15 protein-coding genes and 1 pseudogene are annotated in these 18,102 nt (G+C 25.5%); 15 read left to right on the top strand and 1 reads right to left on the bottom strand.

All coding sequences use genetic code 11. The features are described from left to right. The first annotated feature begins 85 nt into the window (after positions 1-85). The 3 genes and pseudogenes from ACYQ1T_RS01540 (at position 86) to ACYQ1T_RS01530 (ending at position 4,150) form a co-directional block, all read left to right on the top strand. Positions 86-1,183 (top strand): iron-containing alcohol dehydrogenase family protein, encoded by a 1,098-nt coding sequence (locus ACYQ1T_RS01540; RefSeq protein ID WP_459831026.1) that lies wholly within the window; start codon positions 86-88, stop codon positions 1,181-1,183. 72 nt (positions 1,184-1,255) lie between these two features. Continuing rightward, positions 1,256-2,209, top strand: a complete 954-nt coding sequence (locus ACYQ1T_RS01535) for a patatin-like phospholipase family protein (RefSeq protein WP_459831024.1) — start codon at positions 1,256-1,258, stop codon at positions 2,207-2,209. Positions 2,210-2,393: 184 nt separating this feature from the next. Next, positions 2,394-4,150, top strand: a pseudogene (locus ACYQ1T_RS01530) (SUV3 family DEAD/DEAH box RNA helicase). A gap of 63 nt (positions 4,151-4,213) precedes the next feature. On the opposite strand, the gene ACYQ1T_RS01525 reads toward ACYQ1T_RS01530, so the two are convergent. Beyond that, positions 4,214-5,566 (bottom strand): MATE family efflux transporter, encoded by a 1,353-nt coding sequence (locus ACYQ1T_RS01525; RefSeq protein ID WP_459831023.1) that lies wholly within the window; start codon positions 5,564-5,566, stop codon positions 4,214-4,216. A gap of 78 nt (positions 5,567-5,644) precedes the next feature. On the opposite strand from ACYQ1T_RS01525, the gene ACYQ1T_RS01520 reads away from it, so the two are divergent. The 12 genes from ACYQ1T_RS01520 to ACYQ1T_RS01465 all read left to right on the top strand — a co-directional run bounded on the left by ACYQ1T_RS01520 (position 5,645) and on the right by ACYQ1T_RS01465 (position 18,046). Beyond that, positions 5,645-6,472 carry a MerR family transcriptional regulator gene (locus tag ACYQ1T_RS01520; RefSeq protein ID WP_459831021.1) on the top strand — a complete coding sequence of 276 codons (828 nt, stop codon included), beginning with the start codon at positions 5,645-5,647 and terminating at the stop codon, positions 6,470-6,472. Positions 6,473-6,521: 49 nt separating this feature from the next. After that, complete coding sequence (locus ACYQ1T_RS01515) at positions 6,522-8,279, top strand: sensor domain-containing diguanylate cyclase/phosphohydrolase (RefSeq protein ID WP_459831020.1); 1,758 nt, start codon at positions 6,522-6,524, stop codon at positions 8,277-8,279. Positions 8,280-8,358: 79 nt separating this feature from the next. Beyond that, entirely contained in the window at positions 8,359-8,775 is a 417-nt protein-coding gene (locus tag ACYQ1T_RS01510) for a DUF3785 family protein (protein WP_459831019.1), read from the top strand. 62 nt (positions 8,776-8,837) lie between these two features. Beyond that, complete coding sequence (locus ACYQ1T_RS01505) at positions 8,838-8,975, top strand: clostri-philic family protein (protein ID WP_459831018.1); 138 nt, start codon at positions 8,838-8,840, stop codon at positions 8,973-8,975. A 271-nt stretch (positions 8,976-9,246) separates the two neighbouring features. Continuing rightward, positions 9,247-9,828, top strand: coding sequence for a peptidylprolyl isomerase (locus ACYQ1T_RS01500; RefSeq protein ID WP_459836425.1), 582 nt, complete (start codon positions 9,247-9,249; stop codon positions 9,826-9,828). Between the two features lie 132 nt (positions 9,829-9,960). Then, positions 9,961-10,590 carry an HAD family hydrolase gene (locus ACYQ1T_RS01495; RefSeq protein ID WP_459831017.1) on the top strand — a complete coding sequence of 210 codons (630 nt, stop codon included), beginning with the start codon at positions 9,961-9,963 and terminating at the stop codon, positions 10,588-10,590. Positions 10,591-10,616: 26 nt separating this feature from the next. Next, positions 10,617-11,648 carry an ROK family protein gene (locus ACYQ1T_RS01490; protein ID WP_459831016.1) on the top strand — a complete coding sequence of 344 codons (1,032 nt, stop codon included), beginning with the start codon at positions 10,617-10,619 and terminating at the stop codon, positions 11,646-11,648. A 17-nt stretch (positions 11,649-11,665) separates the two neighbouring features. Next, positions 11,666-12,268 (top strand): HAD family hydrolase, encoded by a 603-nt coding sequence (locus tag ACYQ1T_RS01485; RefSeq protein ID WP_459836422.1) that lies wholly within the window; start codon positions 11,666-11,668, stop codon positions 12,266-12,268. 22 nt (positions 12,269-12,290) lie between these two features. Then, on the top strand, positions 12,291-13,739 hold the full coding sequence (locus tag ACYQ1T_RS01480) for a DEAD/DEAH box helicase (protein ID WP_459831015.1): 1,449 nt from the start codon (positions 12,291-12,293) through the stop codon (positions 13,737-13,739). Positions 13,740-13,933: 194 nt separating this feature from the next. Further along, positions 13,934-15,148: a hypothetical protein gene (locus tag ACYQ1T_RS01475; protein WP_459831013.1), complete on the top strand. Its 1,215-nt coding sequence runs from the start codon at positions 13,934-13,936 to the stop codon at positions 15,146-15,148. A gap of 174 nt (positions 15,149-15,322) precedes the next feature. After that, a complete protein-coding gene (gene tnpA, locus ACYQ1T_RS01470) occupies positions 15,323-15,778 on the top strand; it encodes an IS200/IS605 family transposase (protein ID WP_459831012.1) in 456 nt (151 codons plus the stop codon). A 204-nt stretch (positions 15,779-15,982) separates the two neighbouring features. Continuing rightward, positions 15,983-18,046 (top strand): sensor domain-containing protein, encoded by a 2,064-nt coding sequence (locus ACYQ1T_RS01465; RefSeq protein ID WP_459831010.1) that lies wholly within the window; start codon positions 15,983-15,985, stop codon positions 18,044-18,046. Positions 18,047-18,102 lie beyond the last annotated feature (56 nt).

The following is an 18,102-nucleotide window of genomic DNA, read 5'->3' as shown; positions in this document are numbered from 1 at the left end:
TAAATAAGAGTATAGAATTACTATTTAATAGAAAATAGTAATTTTTAAATGTATAATAAACTATATAAAAGTTAGGAGGAGTATTATGGAGTTAAGATATTTTATGCCAACAAGAGTATTATTAGGAAAAGGTATAATAACAAAAAGTTATAATAGACTTAAAACATTTGGAGATAAAGCTTTTATAATTACAGGAAGAAATTCTTCAAGGAAAAATGGTTCATTAAACGATGTTATAAAAGCATTAGAATTAGCAAATATAGATTATGTTATTTTTGATGAGGTAGAAGAGAATCCATCTCTAGAAACTGTAGAAAAAGCAGCTAAAAAAGGTATAGATGAGAAGGTGGAATTTCTTATAGGAATAGGTGGAGGATCTCCAATAGATGCAGCTAAGGCAATTGGAGTAATGATTAAAAACCCACATTTAAATAGAGACACATTAATAACTACAGAAAAGTTAGAATCTATTGATTTAATTGCAGTACCAACTACATCAGGAACAGGAACAGAAACTACACATTTTTCAATAGTTACAGATCATAAAAATAAAACAAAAAAGAATCTTGGGCAAGAAACATTTGCAAAATTAGCATTATTAGATCCAAGTTATACAGAAGGTATGGGTTTAAATACAACTATAAGTACAGCAATAGATGCACTAAGTCATATAGTTGAAGGATATTTAAATGTTAACGCTAATATAGTAACAGATGCATTAGTAGAAAAATCCCTTAAATTATGGGGGGAATGTATTAGTTCATTATTATCAGGAGAAATAAATTATGAAGTTAGAGAAAAGCTTATGATTTCTTCTATGATGGCAGGTATTATAATTGCCCAAACAGGTACATCACTTCCTCATGGAATGGGGTATCCATTAACTTACTTTAAAGATATTCCACATGGATTGGCTAATGGTTGTTTATACAAAGAATACTTAAATGTATTTAAAGAAAGAGATAGAGTTGAGAATATTCATAAGTTAATGGGGCTAAGTTCACATAAGGAATTAGAGGAGATTTTAGAAAAATTAATCAAAGTAGAAATAAATATAACTAAAAATGAAATAGAAGAGTATTCTAAGGCTATGATAGAAAATAAAGCAAAGTTAAAAAATCATACTGAAGCTATAACATATGAAGAAATATATAATATTTATTTTAATAGTTTAATTAAATAGTATTATATTAACAAATGGTTGATAACTATAATATAATTAAATTAGCAACTATTCATAAAAGAGGCGATAAATATGAAAATTGGGTTAGTGCTATCAGGTGGAGGCGGAAAAGGGGCTTATGAACTTGGAGTTTGGAAAGCATTAAAGGAGTTAGGAATAGATAAATACATAGATGTTTTTTCAGGAGCATCAATTGGAGCATTTAATGCAGTATTATTTGCACAAGATGATATAGCTGCTGCAGAAGCTTTATGGGATGAAGTTACTATGGATAAATTAGTTCCAATTAGTAAATTCGAACTTTTTAAGAAGGGGTTAGGCCTAATTATTGGTGCTAAGAATATTAATTTTGCTAAAAAATATATGTCACAAAAATTAGAAGAGGGTGCAGTTTCTAAAGATGGTGCTAAAGAAATAATAAATAAATATCTAAGGGTAGATAGAGTAAAAGAGCGAAATAAGATATGCTATGCTGCTTGCACACAACTTCCAGATTTTAATGTTAAATATTTTAAAATAAATGAATATGATGATGAACTTGCACGAGAAATGATTATAGCATCAGCTTCATTACCACTAATTTATGATTGTACAGAAATATTAGGGGAGAAATATATAGATGGAGGAGTAGTAGACAACACTCCGATTCAGCCTGTATATGGTGAAGGCTGTGATATAATAATAGTAGTATTATTATCAAAAGAAGCCAAAATAGATAGATCTCTTTATCCAAATACTAAAATAATAGAGCTTGCACCTAAAAAATTAGTGGAAACTGTAATTACAGGAACATTAAATTTAGATTATGAAGCAAAAAAAATTAGAATAAAAGAGGGTTATGATGACACCATAAGTTTATTAGAGCCTGTAATGATAATGATGGAAATGAAAATAAAAGAAGAGTTAATTAAAGAAACTAAAGAAAAATCAATAGCTAAATACTATAAATTGGTAAAGTCTATATTTAATAAAAAAGAAAATAAAGTAAAAGATAGTAATGGTACAAATACTGGATTAAATTCCTAAATTAAATAATTTTCATATTCTAATATGAAAGCGTTAGATGTTAAGTTTTAATAACTTAGAGTTTATTATGAAATAAAATTAACATTTAACGCTTTAAATTTAATATGTAATAAATAAATGGTATAAATGAAACAAAATATAATAATATTAATAACATAATTATATAAAGCTATGAGGTGAGGATTTGAAAAAAAACACATTTCAAAGAGATTTTAAAAAGTTAAAGTCTCAAATAAATCAAATAGAAGAGATAGTTCACAATTCTAAAGCTGGAGCTTTAATAGAACATGAATCATCTGTAAGAAAAAAATAATGCAACTTAAAGATATGGAAAAAGAAGGCTTTAAAGAATATGATAACGTATATGAGAGATACGAAGAGTTATTAGAATATATATCAAAAAGAATGTTAGAAGATTATAATAGAAAAAATAATACTGATTTTGATTTTTATCAAGTTATAAGAGGGAATTATAATAGCTTTATAAATTCAGGCTTTATGTCTGTATTAACTAAACAACATATACCAAAGATTATATCTAAAGATTTTGAAGAAAATTTCCCAAGTAATCCTAAGGATGAATATAAGGTTGCAAGAAGTTTTAAAAGAAAATTCTTTATTCATTTAGGTGATACAAATACAGGTAAAACTTATAATGCTATGGAAAGACTTAAAGTAGCTAAAAAGGGAATATATTTATCACCACTTAGAATATTAGCACTTGAAAATTATGAAAGACTAAATAATGAAGGTGTTATATGCAATCTATTAACAGGAGAAGAAGAGCTTATTAAAGATAACGCTACTCATGTATCTTGTACAATTGAAAAAGCAAATTTACATGAAGAATATGATATAGCAGTTATTGATGAAATTCAAATGATTGATGATTCTCAACGTGGAGCTGCTTGGAGTAGAGCTGTTCTTGGACTTAGGTGCAAGGAAATTCATATTTGTGGAGCTTTAAATGCAAAGAGAATATTAGAAAAAATAATTAATGATTGTAATGATGAATACGATTTTAAAGAATATAAAAGAAGCATTCCTTTAGAAGTAGAAGATAAAAATTTTAGTAGTAATGAGGCTGAAGAAGGAGATGCTATTGTAGTATTTTCTAAAAAGAAGGTTCTTCAATTAGCAGAGCAATATTCAGGTTTTGGAATAAAACCAAGTATTATATATGGAGATTTACCACCAGAAGTTAGAAGAAAGCAATATGAAGAATTTATAAATAAAAAAAATAAAATATTAATTACAACTGATGCTATTGGAATGGGCGTAAATTTACCTATAAAAAGAATAATATTTTTAGATAACCAAAAATTTGATGGAGAGGAAATTAGACCATTAACATCTCAAGAAGTTAAACAAGTAGCAGGAAGAGCAGGAAGAAAAGGAATATATGAAGTTGGTTACGTTGCTACTGTAAGAGATAATCAAAAGTTTATTAAAGATAAGTTAGAAGAAAGCGATAGGATAATAAATAGTGCTGTAATAGGTCCATCAGAGGCAATATTAAATATTAAGAATTTACCTTTAAATGAAAAGTTAGCCTTATGGGCTACCAGAGAAGAAAAGTTAGATTATTATAGAAAAATGGATATAAATGAATATCTTATTATCTTAGAAAATATAAAAAGATATAAATTAAAAGAAGAAGTACAATGGAATTTGTTAAAAGTACCATTTGATATTTCTAAAGATGAGCTTATGAATACATTTTTAGACTATGTAGAGGAATTATTTGTAATTAAAAATAAAACTATTACTAAACCACAATGCTTTAAAGGAAATTTAGATGAACTAGAATGTTATTATCAAAGAATAAATATGTATTATTCATTTTGTAAAGTGTTTAACCTTGAGTTTGATACACAATGGATTTACGATGAAAGAATAAAAATAAGTGAAGAAATAAATGAAATATTAAAAAGAATATAAGATATTTAAAAATCCCCATGAAATAAATTTTTCATGGGGATTAAATTTTTATTAAGATTAAGGCTAAATAGCAATACTACTTTTATTAGGAAATTCTAATAATTCTTTATTTTTTCGTAATAGATATATAGATACTAAGGAACATAATATTTCTGAAATTAATGTTGAAATCCATATACCATTTTCACCAAATAAAGTAGTAAGGGAAAATAAACATATAGTTATAATAATAAAACCTCTAGATAAGGATATTATTGTAGCACTTAAAGGTTTCTCAACTGATGCAAAAAATCCAGATATAAGAACATTAAATCCAAGAACTAAAAATGCACTAGAGTATATTCTAAAGGAAGTTACTGAATATGAAAATAATTCAGGATTAGAATCTTTTATAAAAATAGAAACAATTCCTTTAGCAAAAATTATGCAAATAATAAATATAACTATAGATGAAATTAAAATTGTTTTTAAACTCATCTTTAACAATTTTTTTATAGTAATAAATTCTTCTTTACCATAGTAGTAGCTAGATAAAGGTTGCATACCCTGAGTAATTGCAATCATAGTCATAATAACTAAAGTATTCACATAACAAATTATACTGTAGGTTACTACACCATTTTCACCTATATATCTTAATATGGTTTGATTAAATAAAAGAATTACAACTCCAGAGGTTAATTCTGTAACTGCATCTGGAAATCCTATAGATAATATTCTTTTAAGGGCTTTAAAATTAAAAGTAAACTTTACAAAACCTAATTTTGATTTACTTTTTAAAAAGTGACTTAAAAAGAATAAACAAGATACTCCTTGAGAAATTATAGTAGCGATAGCTGCACCTTTCACCCCGTAGCTTAGGTGAATTACGAAAATATAGTCTAATATTATATTAGTTATAGCTGAAATAATCATTCCTATAATAGCTAAATTAGGAAATCCATCAGTTTTAGTTAATACTTCTAAACAATATGAAACTATAAAAAATCCATTAAATATAATGATAATTCTAAGATAATCCTTTACCATTAAAAGGGTAGAATCTGTAGCTCCTAGAAATAAAGCGATATTTTCAAGAAAAATTAAACTTAAAATAGTTATAATTAAAGAAACTACAATCATACACAAAATATTAAAAGAGAATACTTCTTTAGCTTTTTTTAGTTTACCTTTTCCTAAATAAATAGCTATTATAGTTGATACCCCTGTAGAAAATAACATAGAAGTAGCAAAAATAAAGTTAACATAAGGCATTGAAATATTAATAGAAGCTAAGGCAGTTTGTCCAACACCTCTACTAACAAAAATCCCATCAATCATAGTATATAAAGAAAAAATCCACATTGCAGCTACTGATGGTAAAAGATACTGGATAAATTTTTTCTTTAAGGAAACATTATTAATTTGGTCTGTCATCTAATCACTCCTTATAAATAATATAAACTATGGTATAATACTAAGGTCAACATTCTTATAAGGAGAAATAGTATAAAAATGAAAGATTACTATAAAATAGGAGAAATATCTAAAATATATGGGATAGGTAGAGACTCATTAATGTATTATGAGGAGATAGGAATATTACGTCCAGCAAGAGATAAAAATGGATATAGATTATATAGTATTAGGGATATTTGGAAATTAAATCTAATAAAAGAATTAAGAGCATTAAATTTTCCTATGATAAAAATAAAAGACTATATAAATAATAGAAACGTAAATTCTACTAAGGAAATGTTATATGAAGAAATTAACTTTATAGACAATAAAATAAAAGAATTAAATAAACAAAAGAATAATATAGAAAAAAGACTTAATGATATTGAGGAAGTAATTGAAAATAGTCAATTATATAATATAAAGTTAGTAAATTTAAAAGAGAGAAAAGCACTAAAATTAAATGGAAATATTTCAAGAGATGCAGATGTTGATTTTTTAGTTAAAAAACTTCAAAAGAAATATGAAGAAAAATTTTATTTACTAGGAAATAATAATATAGGTGCAATATATGATTTACAAAAAATAAATGATAATATTTACAATGAGTATAAAGCTGTTTTTTGTTTTTTAGAAGATAATGATAATAAGTATAATTTAACTATCAAAGAGGGGTTATATCTTACATATTCATATAGAGGAGCATATAAAAATAATGAAGCTCATATTAAAGATATAATAGATTTTATAAATAATAATAACTTTATTATTTTAGATGATCCTATAGAAATATATAAAATTGATGTTCATGAAACATCAATAGAAAAAGAATTTATAACTGAAATACAAATAAGAATTGAAAACAAAGATGGATTAAATATATAATTATTGTCAATAATTATATAATGATTATTTATATATATAGAGGTGTAAAATGGAGAAAGATTTAGCTCTTATAAAAAAGTTACTAGATGTAATTCCTTTTTCTATATGGTTAAAAGGGATAGATGGAAAATTTAAATTTATAAATAAATTTTTTGAGGAATACTATAGGGTTTTTAGTGAAGGGATAATAGAAAAAACTAGCGAATGTATACTAGGAATAGAGAAAGCTAATGAATATAAAAAATATTATAAAAAAGTTTTTGAGTCTAAAAGGCCAGTTAAGTTCAATGCTAGTATAAGAGAAAAATTTTTTGAAGTTAATATTATTCCTATAATTGATGAGGACAAAGTTGTAGCATTTGTAGGTGTATCTCATGATATAACAGATAGGATTAAATATGAAAATGATATTATATATCAAAAAAATCTAATGAAAACATTAATAGATACAATTCCAGATTCTATATTTTACAAAGATAAAAATAGTGTGTATCTAGGTTGTAATAAAACTACATCAGAATTATTTATAGGTAAATCAGAAGAGGAAATCATAGGTAAAACAGACAAGGAACTTTATCCAAATAATGAACAAGCTAATAACTTTATAGAAATAGATAAAAAAGTAATTGAAGAAAAGAAAATACATAACTCAGAGTCAGTATTTATAACAACTGATGGTAATGTAAGGCATATGGAAAGCATTAAAGCTCCAATTATAGATGATAAAGGGAATGCTTGGGGTGTTGTTTGTGTATCAAGAGATATAACTGAAAGAAAGAAAATGGAGTATCAGTTAAGGAAATTTTGCTATACAGATAAGCTAACAGGTTTATACAATAGAGCGTATTTTGAAGAATCTATTAAAAAATTAAATGATAAAAAAAATTTACCATTTAGTATAATTATGGGAGATGTAAATGGATTAAAAATAGTAAATGATACCTTTGGACATTTAGAAGGTGATAAACTACTTGTAAAAATATCATATGTAGTTAAAAGTGTATGTAGAAAAAATGATATTATATTTAGATGGGGTGGCGATGAAATAGCTATATTACTTCCTAATACTAAAGAAGATGAAGCAGAAGGTATATGTAAAAGAATAGCTAAAGCATGTATAAATACTCCACATGAGCCTATACCTTTAAGTATTTCATTAGGAAATGCAACTACATATGTTGGTTTAGATTCAATAGATAAACTTTTAAAAGAAGCAGAAGATAAGCTATATAGGCATAAATTGCTTCAACATAAAAGTATGAGAAGTGGATTAATAGAATCACTAAAAAAATCATTAGAAGAAAAAAGTTTAGAAACAGAACAACATACAGAGAGAATAGTTAGAAATGCTATAAAAATAGGTAGAAAGTTAGAGTTAAATACATCAGAATTAGATGAGTTAGTTTTAGTTGCATCATTACATGATATAGGTAAAATAGCAATTCCAGAAGAAATACTTATGAAAGCTGGAGAGTTAACAAAAGAAGAATATGAAATTATGAAAACTCATACAGAAAAAGGATTTAGAATAGCACAAACAACTCCAGATTTAGCTCATATAGCTAGAGGAATATTAACACATCATGAAAGATGGGATGGAAAAGGATATCCATTAGGGTTAATGGGAGAGGATATTCCATTAGTAGCTAGAATAGTTTCAGTAGCTGATGCTTATGATGCTATGACTAATGATAGAGTTTATAAAAATAGAGTTACAAAAAAACAAGCCTTGAATGAGATTAAGAAGAATTTAGGAACACAATTTGATCCTAAAATAGGAGAAATATTTATAAATGAAATATCTTAATAAGTTCTAAGTATAGTGCATATTAATACATATTATGATAAACTTACCTTAGTAAAAAGATTAAAAAAGGATGGTAATTATGAAATATAAATTTAATTTTGATGGAAAAGATTATGAATTAAGAGAAGATAATTTAGAAAGTTTTATAAATGATGAAGAGTTTGAATTAGAAAATATAGATACAAAAAAAATATTAGAAATACTTTCAAGTAGCACTAAAGTTGATTTTATACCAGCATATTATGAAACATGTTGTGAAGAATGTAAAGCAGGAAAAGAAGAAAAAAAGAAAGTGTTTGATTTTCTAGAGTTTTACTTTTATGGATACAGTAAAAATGGCAAATTTATAACATCTAGCATAGATGATGATTATGAAGGAAAGTCATTTACTAGACTTTATAGAGAAGGTGTTGTTGATTGTAGTTATATAATTACAATAATAGTGTGCAGAAGTTGTGGAACATATTCTATAGAAATAGAGGAGTTTGAACTATAAAATAACAATGAATTAAAATCTTTATCTAGGTGCAAAATATCTAGAGAAAGGATGTGTTTAATATGTCAAAGGATGCAAAGTCAAATAACTCTATACAAGATGGTGAAAGAAGACAAAGATTACATGGAAATCAAAATAATATAGGAAATAAAAAAAATAAAGCAGAATATACAGATTTTAATGGAAATCCAATTAAATAAGTAAAATCTTATATAATGCTTTAGAGCTTAGAAATAGATATTATATGTGCAATAGTTTATATTTTATAAAACCTTGTACAAATAATATCTATTTTTTATATATAATAAAATTTTTTACTGAAAATTCACTTTAATTTACTTTATACTATATATATAATGTATTTATATAATTAATGGTAAAAGCTTAAGAGAAAAAGGAGAGTTTAGTATGTTCAATAAAAAAACTAAAAAATATATATCTGCTGCATGTGCTGTTATACTAACTTTAGCTATGTTAAGTGGATGTTCAAAATCAAAGAAAAGTGAAGAGGTTCAAAGACCCGAGAAACCAGAAAATCTACCTATAGCAACAATTGTAGTTAAAGGTTATGGAACTATGGAGGCAGAATTATATCCTCATATAGCACCAAATACTGTTAATAATTTCATAAGTCTAGCTAATAAAGGATTTTACAATGGATTAACTTTTCATAGAATTATAAAAGGATTTATGATACAAGGTGGAGATCCAAAAGGAACTGGTGAAGGTGGCCCAGGATATTCAATAAAAGGTGAGTTTAAATCTAATGGATTTGAAAATAATTTAAAACATGAATTAGGTGTTTTATCAATGGCTAGAACAAAAATTCCAGATAGTGCAGGAAGTCAATTCTTTATTATGACAGGAACTTCTAGTAATTTAGATGGTGAATATGCAGCCTTTGGAAAAATTATTTCAGGAATAGATATACTAGAGAAAGTAGGAGTTGTAAAAACAAGTTCTAATGATAGACCAGTTGATGAAGTGATAATAGAATCAATTACAGTAGATACAAAAGGAACAGATTATAAGGAACCTGTTACTATTAAATAGGATATTAAAAGTAGCGTTTTATTAATGCTACTTTTTTGTTCATATTATATAGTTGAAGAGATATAGCAAGTATGATAAACTTTTATTATAAACTTTCAAAAGTTAAATGTTTTATGGGAGGTAGGGATATATATGAAAAAACAATATAAAAGTGTTATTTTTGATTTAGATGGAACTTTATTAAATACAAGAAATATGAATCTTATACCATTAAAGAGATTAATAAAAGAGGTACAAGGTAAAGAAGTTGAAGTTGAAGAATTATTTAAATATATGGCATATCCTGGGCTTAAAACATTAGAGTTACTAGGATTTGAAAATGTTAATGAATCATATAAAACTTGGGTTAAGTATGTAAATGAGCATGAAGAGGGTGCAACTTTATATAATGGATTTGATAAGGTTATTAAAGAACTAGATGAAAGAGGAATAGCATGTGGAATAGCAAGCTCAAAGTTAAAAAAGCAGTATGAAATAGATTTTATACCAACTGGATTACATGAATATATGAAAAGCATAGTTTTAGCTGATGATACACAAAATCATAAGCCACATCCAGAGCCATTACTAAAAGCTGTTGAGTTAATTGGTATAGAGCCAAAGAATTCAATTTATGTAGGAGATACAATTGCAGATTATAAAGCAGCAAAAGAAGCTGGAATGGATTTTGCTTTAGCACTATGGGGGGCATTTGATATAAATGAAATTAATGCAGATTATGAATTAAATGAACCTATGGATTTATTAAGTATAATAGACTAATAATAAGACTATTGGTAGGTGATATAATGAAAAAGCTAATTGGGAAGCCAGAAGAATTGAAGAAGGTTAACACTTCCATTGTTTTAGAATCAATAAAGAAAAGAGAAAGTGCTACTAGAGGTGAAATAGTAAAAGATACAGGAATTAGTCATACTACTGTAAGAAATCTATTGTCAGAGCTTTTAGAAAAGGATGAAATTATAAGTATTGGTTTAGATAAATCAAGTGGCGGGAGAAGGGCAGAACGATATACTTTAAATATAAACAAAAAGTATATTGTGGTTTTCTTAATTACTGGTGAATTTTTATTTTATAATATTGTTAATATACTTGGAGGAATAGTTAAATCAGATAATATAGAAATAAAAGAAAATAATATTGAAGAAGTAATGGATAGTCTTCTGGAAAAATTATTTAATAAATATAAAAAAATAAAGGCAATTGGAATAAATGTTCCTGGAATAATAAATAGCAATGGTTATTTAACAGGGAAAAATATAGAAAAGTGGAGACAAATTGAGATAAATAAATTTATAGAAGAAAAATACAATATTAAAGTAGTAATGGAAAATGATCTAAATTCAGCAGTTTTAGGGTTTACAGATGACTATAAAATGTCATTAGAGAAAGATAAAGCGAAAAATTTAAATATAGTGTATATTCATTTTTCTAAATTAGGGGTAGGAGCAGGGATTCTTATTAATGATAAGTTAGTAAAGGGTAAGGATAACTTTGCAGGTGAATTAGGATTTATTCCTATGAAGAATTCCTATGTAAATGAATTAATATCTAAAGAAATAAGTGATAATTATTATATAGAAATAGTTATAAACATAATTTCAATATTAAATTGTATTATTAACCCTAATATAATAGTTGTTGGGGGTGATGATTTTAGATATAATTTAGTGGAAAAAATAAAAGAAAAAAACTTGCAAATTAATAAAATAAATACTGAAATTATAGAAATTAGAGATTGTAATAAGTACTCTATGAAGGGAATAACAAAAAAAACACTAGAAATAATTAATAACGAATTTAAGCTTATATATAAATAAAATGGTGGGTGAGATTTATTATGAAAAATATAGTTTTTGATATAGGTAATGTATTGTTAAACTTTAATCCAAGGGAGTATCTTAAAGGCAAAATAAAAGAAGAAAAAGTTGAAGAGGTTTATAAAGAAGTTTTCCAAAGTGAAGAATGGGTAATGCTTGATAGGGGAATAATAGAAGAAAAAGATGCTATTGAGGTTTTAATAAATAGAAGTAGGGAAAATAAAGATAATATAAAGATAGCTTTTGAAAATTGGTATGATATATTAACACCAATAGAAAAAACTGTTGAAATTCTAAAAAAATTAAAAGAAGAAGGCTATAATTTATATTACTTATCTAACTTTCATTTATTAGCATTTGAACATGTTATTAATAAATATGAATTTTTTAGTATTTTTTATGGCGGAATTGTTTCATATAGAGAAAATTTAATTAAACCAGAAAAAGAAATGTATGAAAAAATATTAGAAAATTACAATATAAAAGCAAATGAATCTATTTTTATAGATGATGTTAAAGAAAATATAGATGGTGCAAAAGATATAGGATTTAATACAATACTTTTTACTTCACCAGATAAATTAATAGAGGAATTAAAAAAATATAATATATTTATATGATTTTTTAAAACAAGGAGAAAAAATGAAAGATAAAAACTTTAAATCTATGGGATTAAGTGATGAAATTCTTAAGGCTTTAAATAATTTAGGATTTGAAAATCCATCAGAGGTTCAAAAAGAGGCCATTCCATATATGTTAAGAAAAGAAGATATTATTGTAAAGTCACAAACAGGTAGTGGAAAAACAGCTAGTTTTGGAATACCGTTGTGTGAAATGATGAAAGTTGAAGAAAGTAAAGTACAAGGCTTAATTCTAGTTCCGACAAGGGAATTAGCGCTTCAAGTAAAAGAGGATATATCTAATATAGGAAGAATAAAGAAAATAAGATGTGCAGCTGTTTTTGGAAAGCAACCATTTAACGAGCAAGTAAGGGAACTTAAACAAAGAGTTCATATAGTAGCTGGTACACCAGGAAGAATAAGTGACCATATAAATAGAGGAAATTTGAAATTAGAAGATATAAAATTTGTTGTTGTCGATGAAGCAGATAAAATGTTAAATATGGGCTTTATAGATCAAATAGGAGAAATATTAGAAAAAATCCCTAAGGAAAGAAATACCGCATTATTTTCAGCTACACTTCCAGAACAAATAGAAATATTATGCTCTAAATATATGAAAAATCCTAAAATAATTACAGTAGAGGCTAAAGCATTAAATAGAGATAAAATTAAACAAAGCTATTTAGAGGTAGAAGAAAAGGATAAGTTAAGTGAACTTTGTAGAAACCTATATGCTAATGCACCAGAGGCTGCAATAATATTTTGTAATACAAGAGATAAAGTTAAAAATGTATTTAACAACTTAAAGAGAGAAGGAATAAAAGTAGAACAACTTCATGGAGATATGGAGCAAAAAGATAGATTACAAACTATGGAGAGATTTAAAAATAAGGAATTTAAAGTTCTAGTTGCCACAGATATAGCAGCAAGGGGAATTCATATAGATCATATAACTCATGTTTTTAACTATGAAATTCCTATGGAGAAAGAAAGTTATGTTCATAGAATAGGTAGAACAGGTAGGGCTGGTAAAGAAGGCTTTGCAATTTCATTAGTATCAAGCCATGATAAAAAATATTTTCATGAAGTAGAGGAGTATATAGGATATAAAATAGAAAAGGGAATAATCCCAGAATACTCTGATGTAGTTTCTGGAAGAAATATTTTTAGAGAATCTCAAAAAGAGATGAGTAAAAATATTGGAACTAAAAAGAAAAATATTCATAGTGATATAACAAAAGTACATATTACAGCAGGAAAAAAGAAAAAAATAAGACCTATAGATATAGTAGGCTGCTTTAGTAATTTAGAGGGTATTACAGGTGATGATGTTGGAATCATAGATGTTCAAGATGGTTTTTCATATGTTGATATTTTAAATGGAAAAGGTAAGGCATTATTAAAAAAGTTTAAAGAGGTAACAATTAAAGGGAAAAAAGTTAAAATTACAGAGGCTAAAAAGTCATAGAAATTATTTAAAGGCATATCTAATAAGGTATGCTTTTTTCTTTTAATAAAGGCTAAAAAGAAATACAAATTTATTTTATACATTAAAGAAATTTTTACATATACTGTATAGAGTGTTTGGAACTTTAGTAATAGATACTTAAATAAATGCTAGGTACATTAGATTAAATCAAAATATATGTAAGGAGAAGATAAATGAGAGTAATAAAAAAATACAGCGAAAATATCAATGGAGTATTATCAAATATTGGAAACAAGTTAAAGTTTTTAAACTGCAAAAATGATAATACCTATAAATCAATATCAAAAGGAAATTTTAAAATTACTAAGGATAGTAAAATAGTTTATTCTCAATTTACATTTTCCCTTTGTCAAGTAGTAGAGAATAAAAATTTGAAAAATGAAGAAATAGAAGAATTAGTAGAATGTGAAATTATTATACGTTTAAAAAATAAAAGTTTTGAAGTTTATAAAAATAAAATATTAATTTGTAATAAAAATAAAGTATATAGTGAAAGCATAGATATAACAAATATTTTATCAAATATAAATTTAAATGAAGAGAAATTTTTAGTAGAAGTTAAATTGCTAGGATTAAATATTCCTATAAGTTTATTTGGTGGATGGAATATTATAAGTGTTTGTAATCAAATAGAAGAAAGTAAAAAATTTATAAATGTATATAGTATAGAAGAGAATGACGAGGAAAATCAAAGAATATATTTAGATAAATTTATTACACCTTATAATAGTGAGGTAAAAGGTAAATTAGCAATAGGATTATGGAAAAATACAAAGGATAAATTAACATGGAACATAGATGTAGATGAAAATAAATATATATTAGAAAGCTCTTATAATAATATAAGTATATATGATGAGGGAGAAACCTTTTGGGGAATTTTAAATACAAACATTTCAGGAATATTATCTAATGGACAGGAAAATTTATTACTTGTTATGCCAGGAAATAGAAGTAACTATAATATATCATCAATTGGTATTGAAATAGAGATTAATGATTTATTAGAGGATAATAATACTAAAGAAGTTGAGAAAGTAGAACTTATTAAAACAGTACCAATATATAAAGATATAAATACAAAAAGTATAGTTATTATTATTAAAAATTCTAATATGGCAATTAGCTATGTAAAAGTAACAATGAGAGATTTATCTTCAGAGCCCTATGAAGAGGTTACCTGTAGTAAAACATTAGCTTTTGGGAAAGATGTTGGATATATGGTAACTTCACCACCGAAAATATATGAAATAGAAATCAAGGGAGATATAAATAATTTAACTATTTGGTGTGCAGAAAGAGAAAATAATGGAGATGAGCCATTAGACAACAGTGTTTTTATAAAAGATAAAAATTTTTTAAATAAAGATTTCAAAATTATAGATTAAGAATGTAACTCACCTAGTTAAAGGGTGAGTTACATTTTTGTTGTTTAATGAAAACCACCTGCTATGCAGGTGAGTTCCGAAAAGCTTTAGCGGTCAGTAGGAAATAAAAACCTCCTTTGGTATAATTAAACTAGGTTCGACAGCCAAATTTAATAACCAAAGGAGGCATCCGTAATGGATAGTAATAGTTTATCACATACAAAATGGAATTGTAAATATCATATAGTATTCGCGCCTAAGTATAGGAGGAAAGAGCTATATGGAGAAAAGAAAAAAGAAATAGGTAAAATATTAAGACAGTTATGTGAGTGGAAAGGTGTAACTATAATCGAGGCGCATGTATGCGTTGATCATATACATATGTTGGTTGAGATACCACCAAAGATGAGTGTATCAGGCTTTGTAGGATTTTTAAAAGGAAAAAGTAGTCTTATGATTTTTGAAAGATTTGCAAACTTGAAGTATAAGTATGGAAATAGACATTTTTGGTGTCGTGGATTTTATGTGGATACAGTAGGAAGAAATAGAAAGGCAATTGAAGAATATATAAGAAATCAAGAAAAAGAAGATATGATTTCAGATCAAATAAGTATGAAAGAATATATGGACCCTTTTAAGGGTAGCAAGTAACATAGTATGCGGCTGGCGAACCAATTTAAGCGCCTTAAGGCGCAATGCAGGTAAGAGGCCCTTATAGGGCTTAGGAAATACCACCAGCTAAGCTGGTAGATTTTTATTAAGAAAAATATGGATAACTTGCCAAAGATATCAAAGTGAATATATAATATTATTATATATTGAAATTTTATTTCATTAAATTTGAGGTGATGGAAAATGAAACTTTCAAAAAAAATGGCTATAATACTTTTAACTTCCACACTTACTATATTATTGATTATTATAATTCTTATAAATGCAATAACAAAAATAATTTATTTAGAAACAGGTATTTATACTACTAATATTAGAACTTCAATTATAATAGCTAGCATGATTATTGGTATTATAAATATAGGAATATATTTATATATAAATAATAGAATTATAAATAGATTAAGTATAGTTGATAAATCTATAAAAAACTTTGTTGAAACTTCAGAAGAGGACAATAAAATTAATTTAAACAACTCTGATGAAATTTCTAATATATGTGAAAAGATAAAAGTATTAATAAATAAAATTAAAAGTACAGAAAGTCATTTAAAACAAGAAGAAAGAAACTATACTAATATATTAAATGCAATGTCAAATTCATTTATTCATTTAAAAGCTATAGAAAATAATAGTGGAAATTTTATAGATGGAGTAATAGTTGATGTTAATGAAGCTGCAATTGATTTATTTGAAGTAGATAAAAGCAACATAATAAATAAAAAGTTGTCAGAAGTTTATAAAAATTATCAGGAGTTTGAGTGCGAAATAAAAGATATATTAAAAAGAATTAAAATATCTAAGGCAGAATGTATTGCTAAGGAGGTTAATATAACAAAAGATAAATGGGGGATAATATCTATATACTTTCTTCAAGATGGATATTTTTCTATTATAATAAATGATGTAACAGATATAAAAAGATATTCAGATGATATGGAACATTTAGCTAGGTATGATACTTTAACAAATCTTATTAATAGACATAACTTATTTGAATATTTAATTGAATTAATAAGTATAGGTAAGGAATTTAGTGTTTTTTTTATAGATTTAGATAATTTTAAAAATATAAATGATACATTAGGTCATAATACAGGAGATGAAATATTAAGAATTACAGCAGATAAACTTACAGATTTAGAAAGTGATAACATTTTAGTTGGAAGATTAGGTGGAGATGAGTTTATTATTGTTAGAATAGGTGAAAATGATGATGAAGATATTAAATTATTAGCCAATAAAACTTTAAAATCTCTAAATGGAATTTTTAAATTTAATAATATTAGTTTTGAGTTAAAAGCAAGTTTAGGAATAAGCTATTATCCACAACATACAGATGATATTTTTACATTGTTACAATATGCAGATATATCAATGTACGAAGTGAAAAATAGTGGAGGAAATGGATTTAGAATATTTGCCAAAGAAATGTTAGAAAGTGTAATTTTAGAAGGTAATTTAATATCGGCTATAGAAAATAATGAGTTTGAAGTATATTATCAGCCAATTTATGATGTAAATAATAAAAAAATTGTAGGTGCTGAGGCTTTAATTAGATGGATAAAAGATGGAGAAATTATACCACCAGATAAATTTATAAAAATAGCAAAAAGAAATGGTGAAATAATTAAAATAGATGAATTTGTATTAAGAGAAGCTTGCAAGTATTGCAAAAAGTGGATAGAAAAAGGCGAAGAGGATTTTAAGATTTCAGTTAATATATCATATATTTTTTTAAAGCAACCCAATTTTATAGATAGGGTAATGACAATAATAAATGAAGTAGGAGTAGAGCCTAAAGCAATAAAACTTGAAATAACAGAAGATGAGATAATAGATGATACAAAATATACAATAGAGATATTAAATAAAATTAGAAAATTTGGAATAAAAATATCTTTAGATGATTTTGGTGTTGGATATTCTTCTTTTAATCATATAAAAATATTGCCATTAGATACAATAAAAATAGATAGAAGTTTATTAATGAGTTTAGAAAAAGATAAAAAAACTGTTGCAATAATAGAGACTTTAATAAAATTATGTCATACACTAAACTTAGATGTTATATGTGAAGGTGTTGAAATAAAAAGTCAACTAAATTTATTAAAAGAAATAAATTGTGATAAAGTTCAAGGTTATTATATTAGTAGACCTTTAAGAGTAAAGCATTTTGATGAATTTGTAATTAACTTTAATAAAATAGAAGAAAAAATCATAAAAATAGGTATTACTTATGCTTAAAAAATAAAACTTTTTACAGGTTTTAATAACAAATTTAAATTTACCATATAATATAA

This window comes from Clostridium carnis, assembly GCF_054657435.1.
The sequence above is the reverse complement of the archived record's forward strand: the minus strand, read 5'-3'. Positions and strand labels throughout refer to the sequence as shown.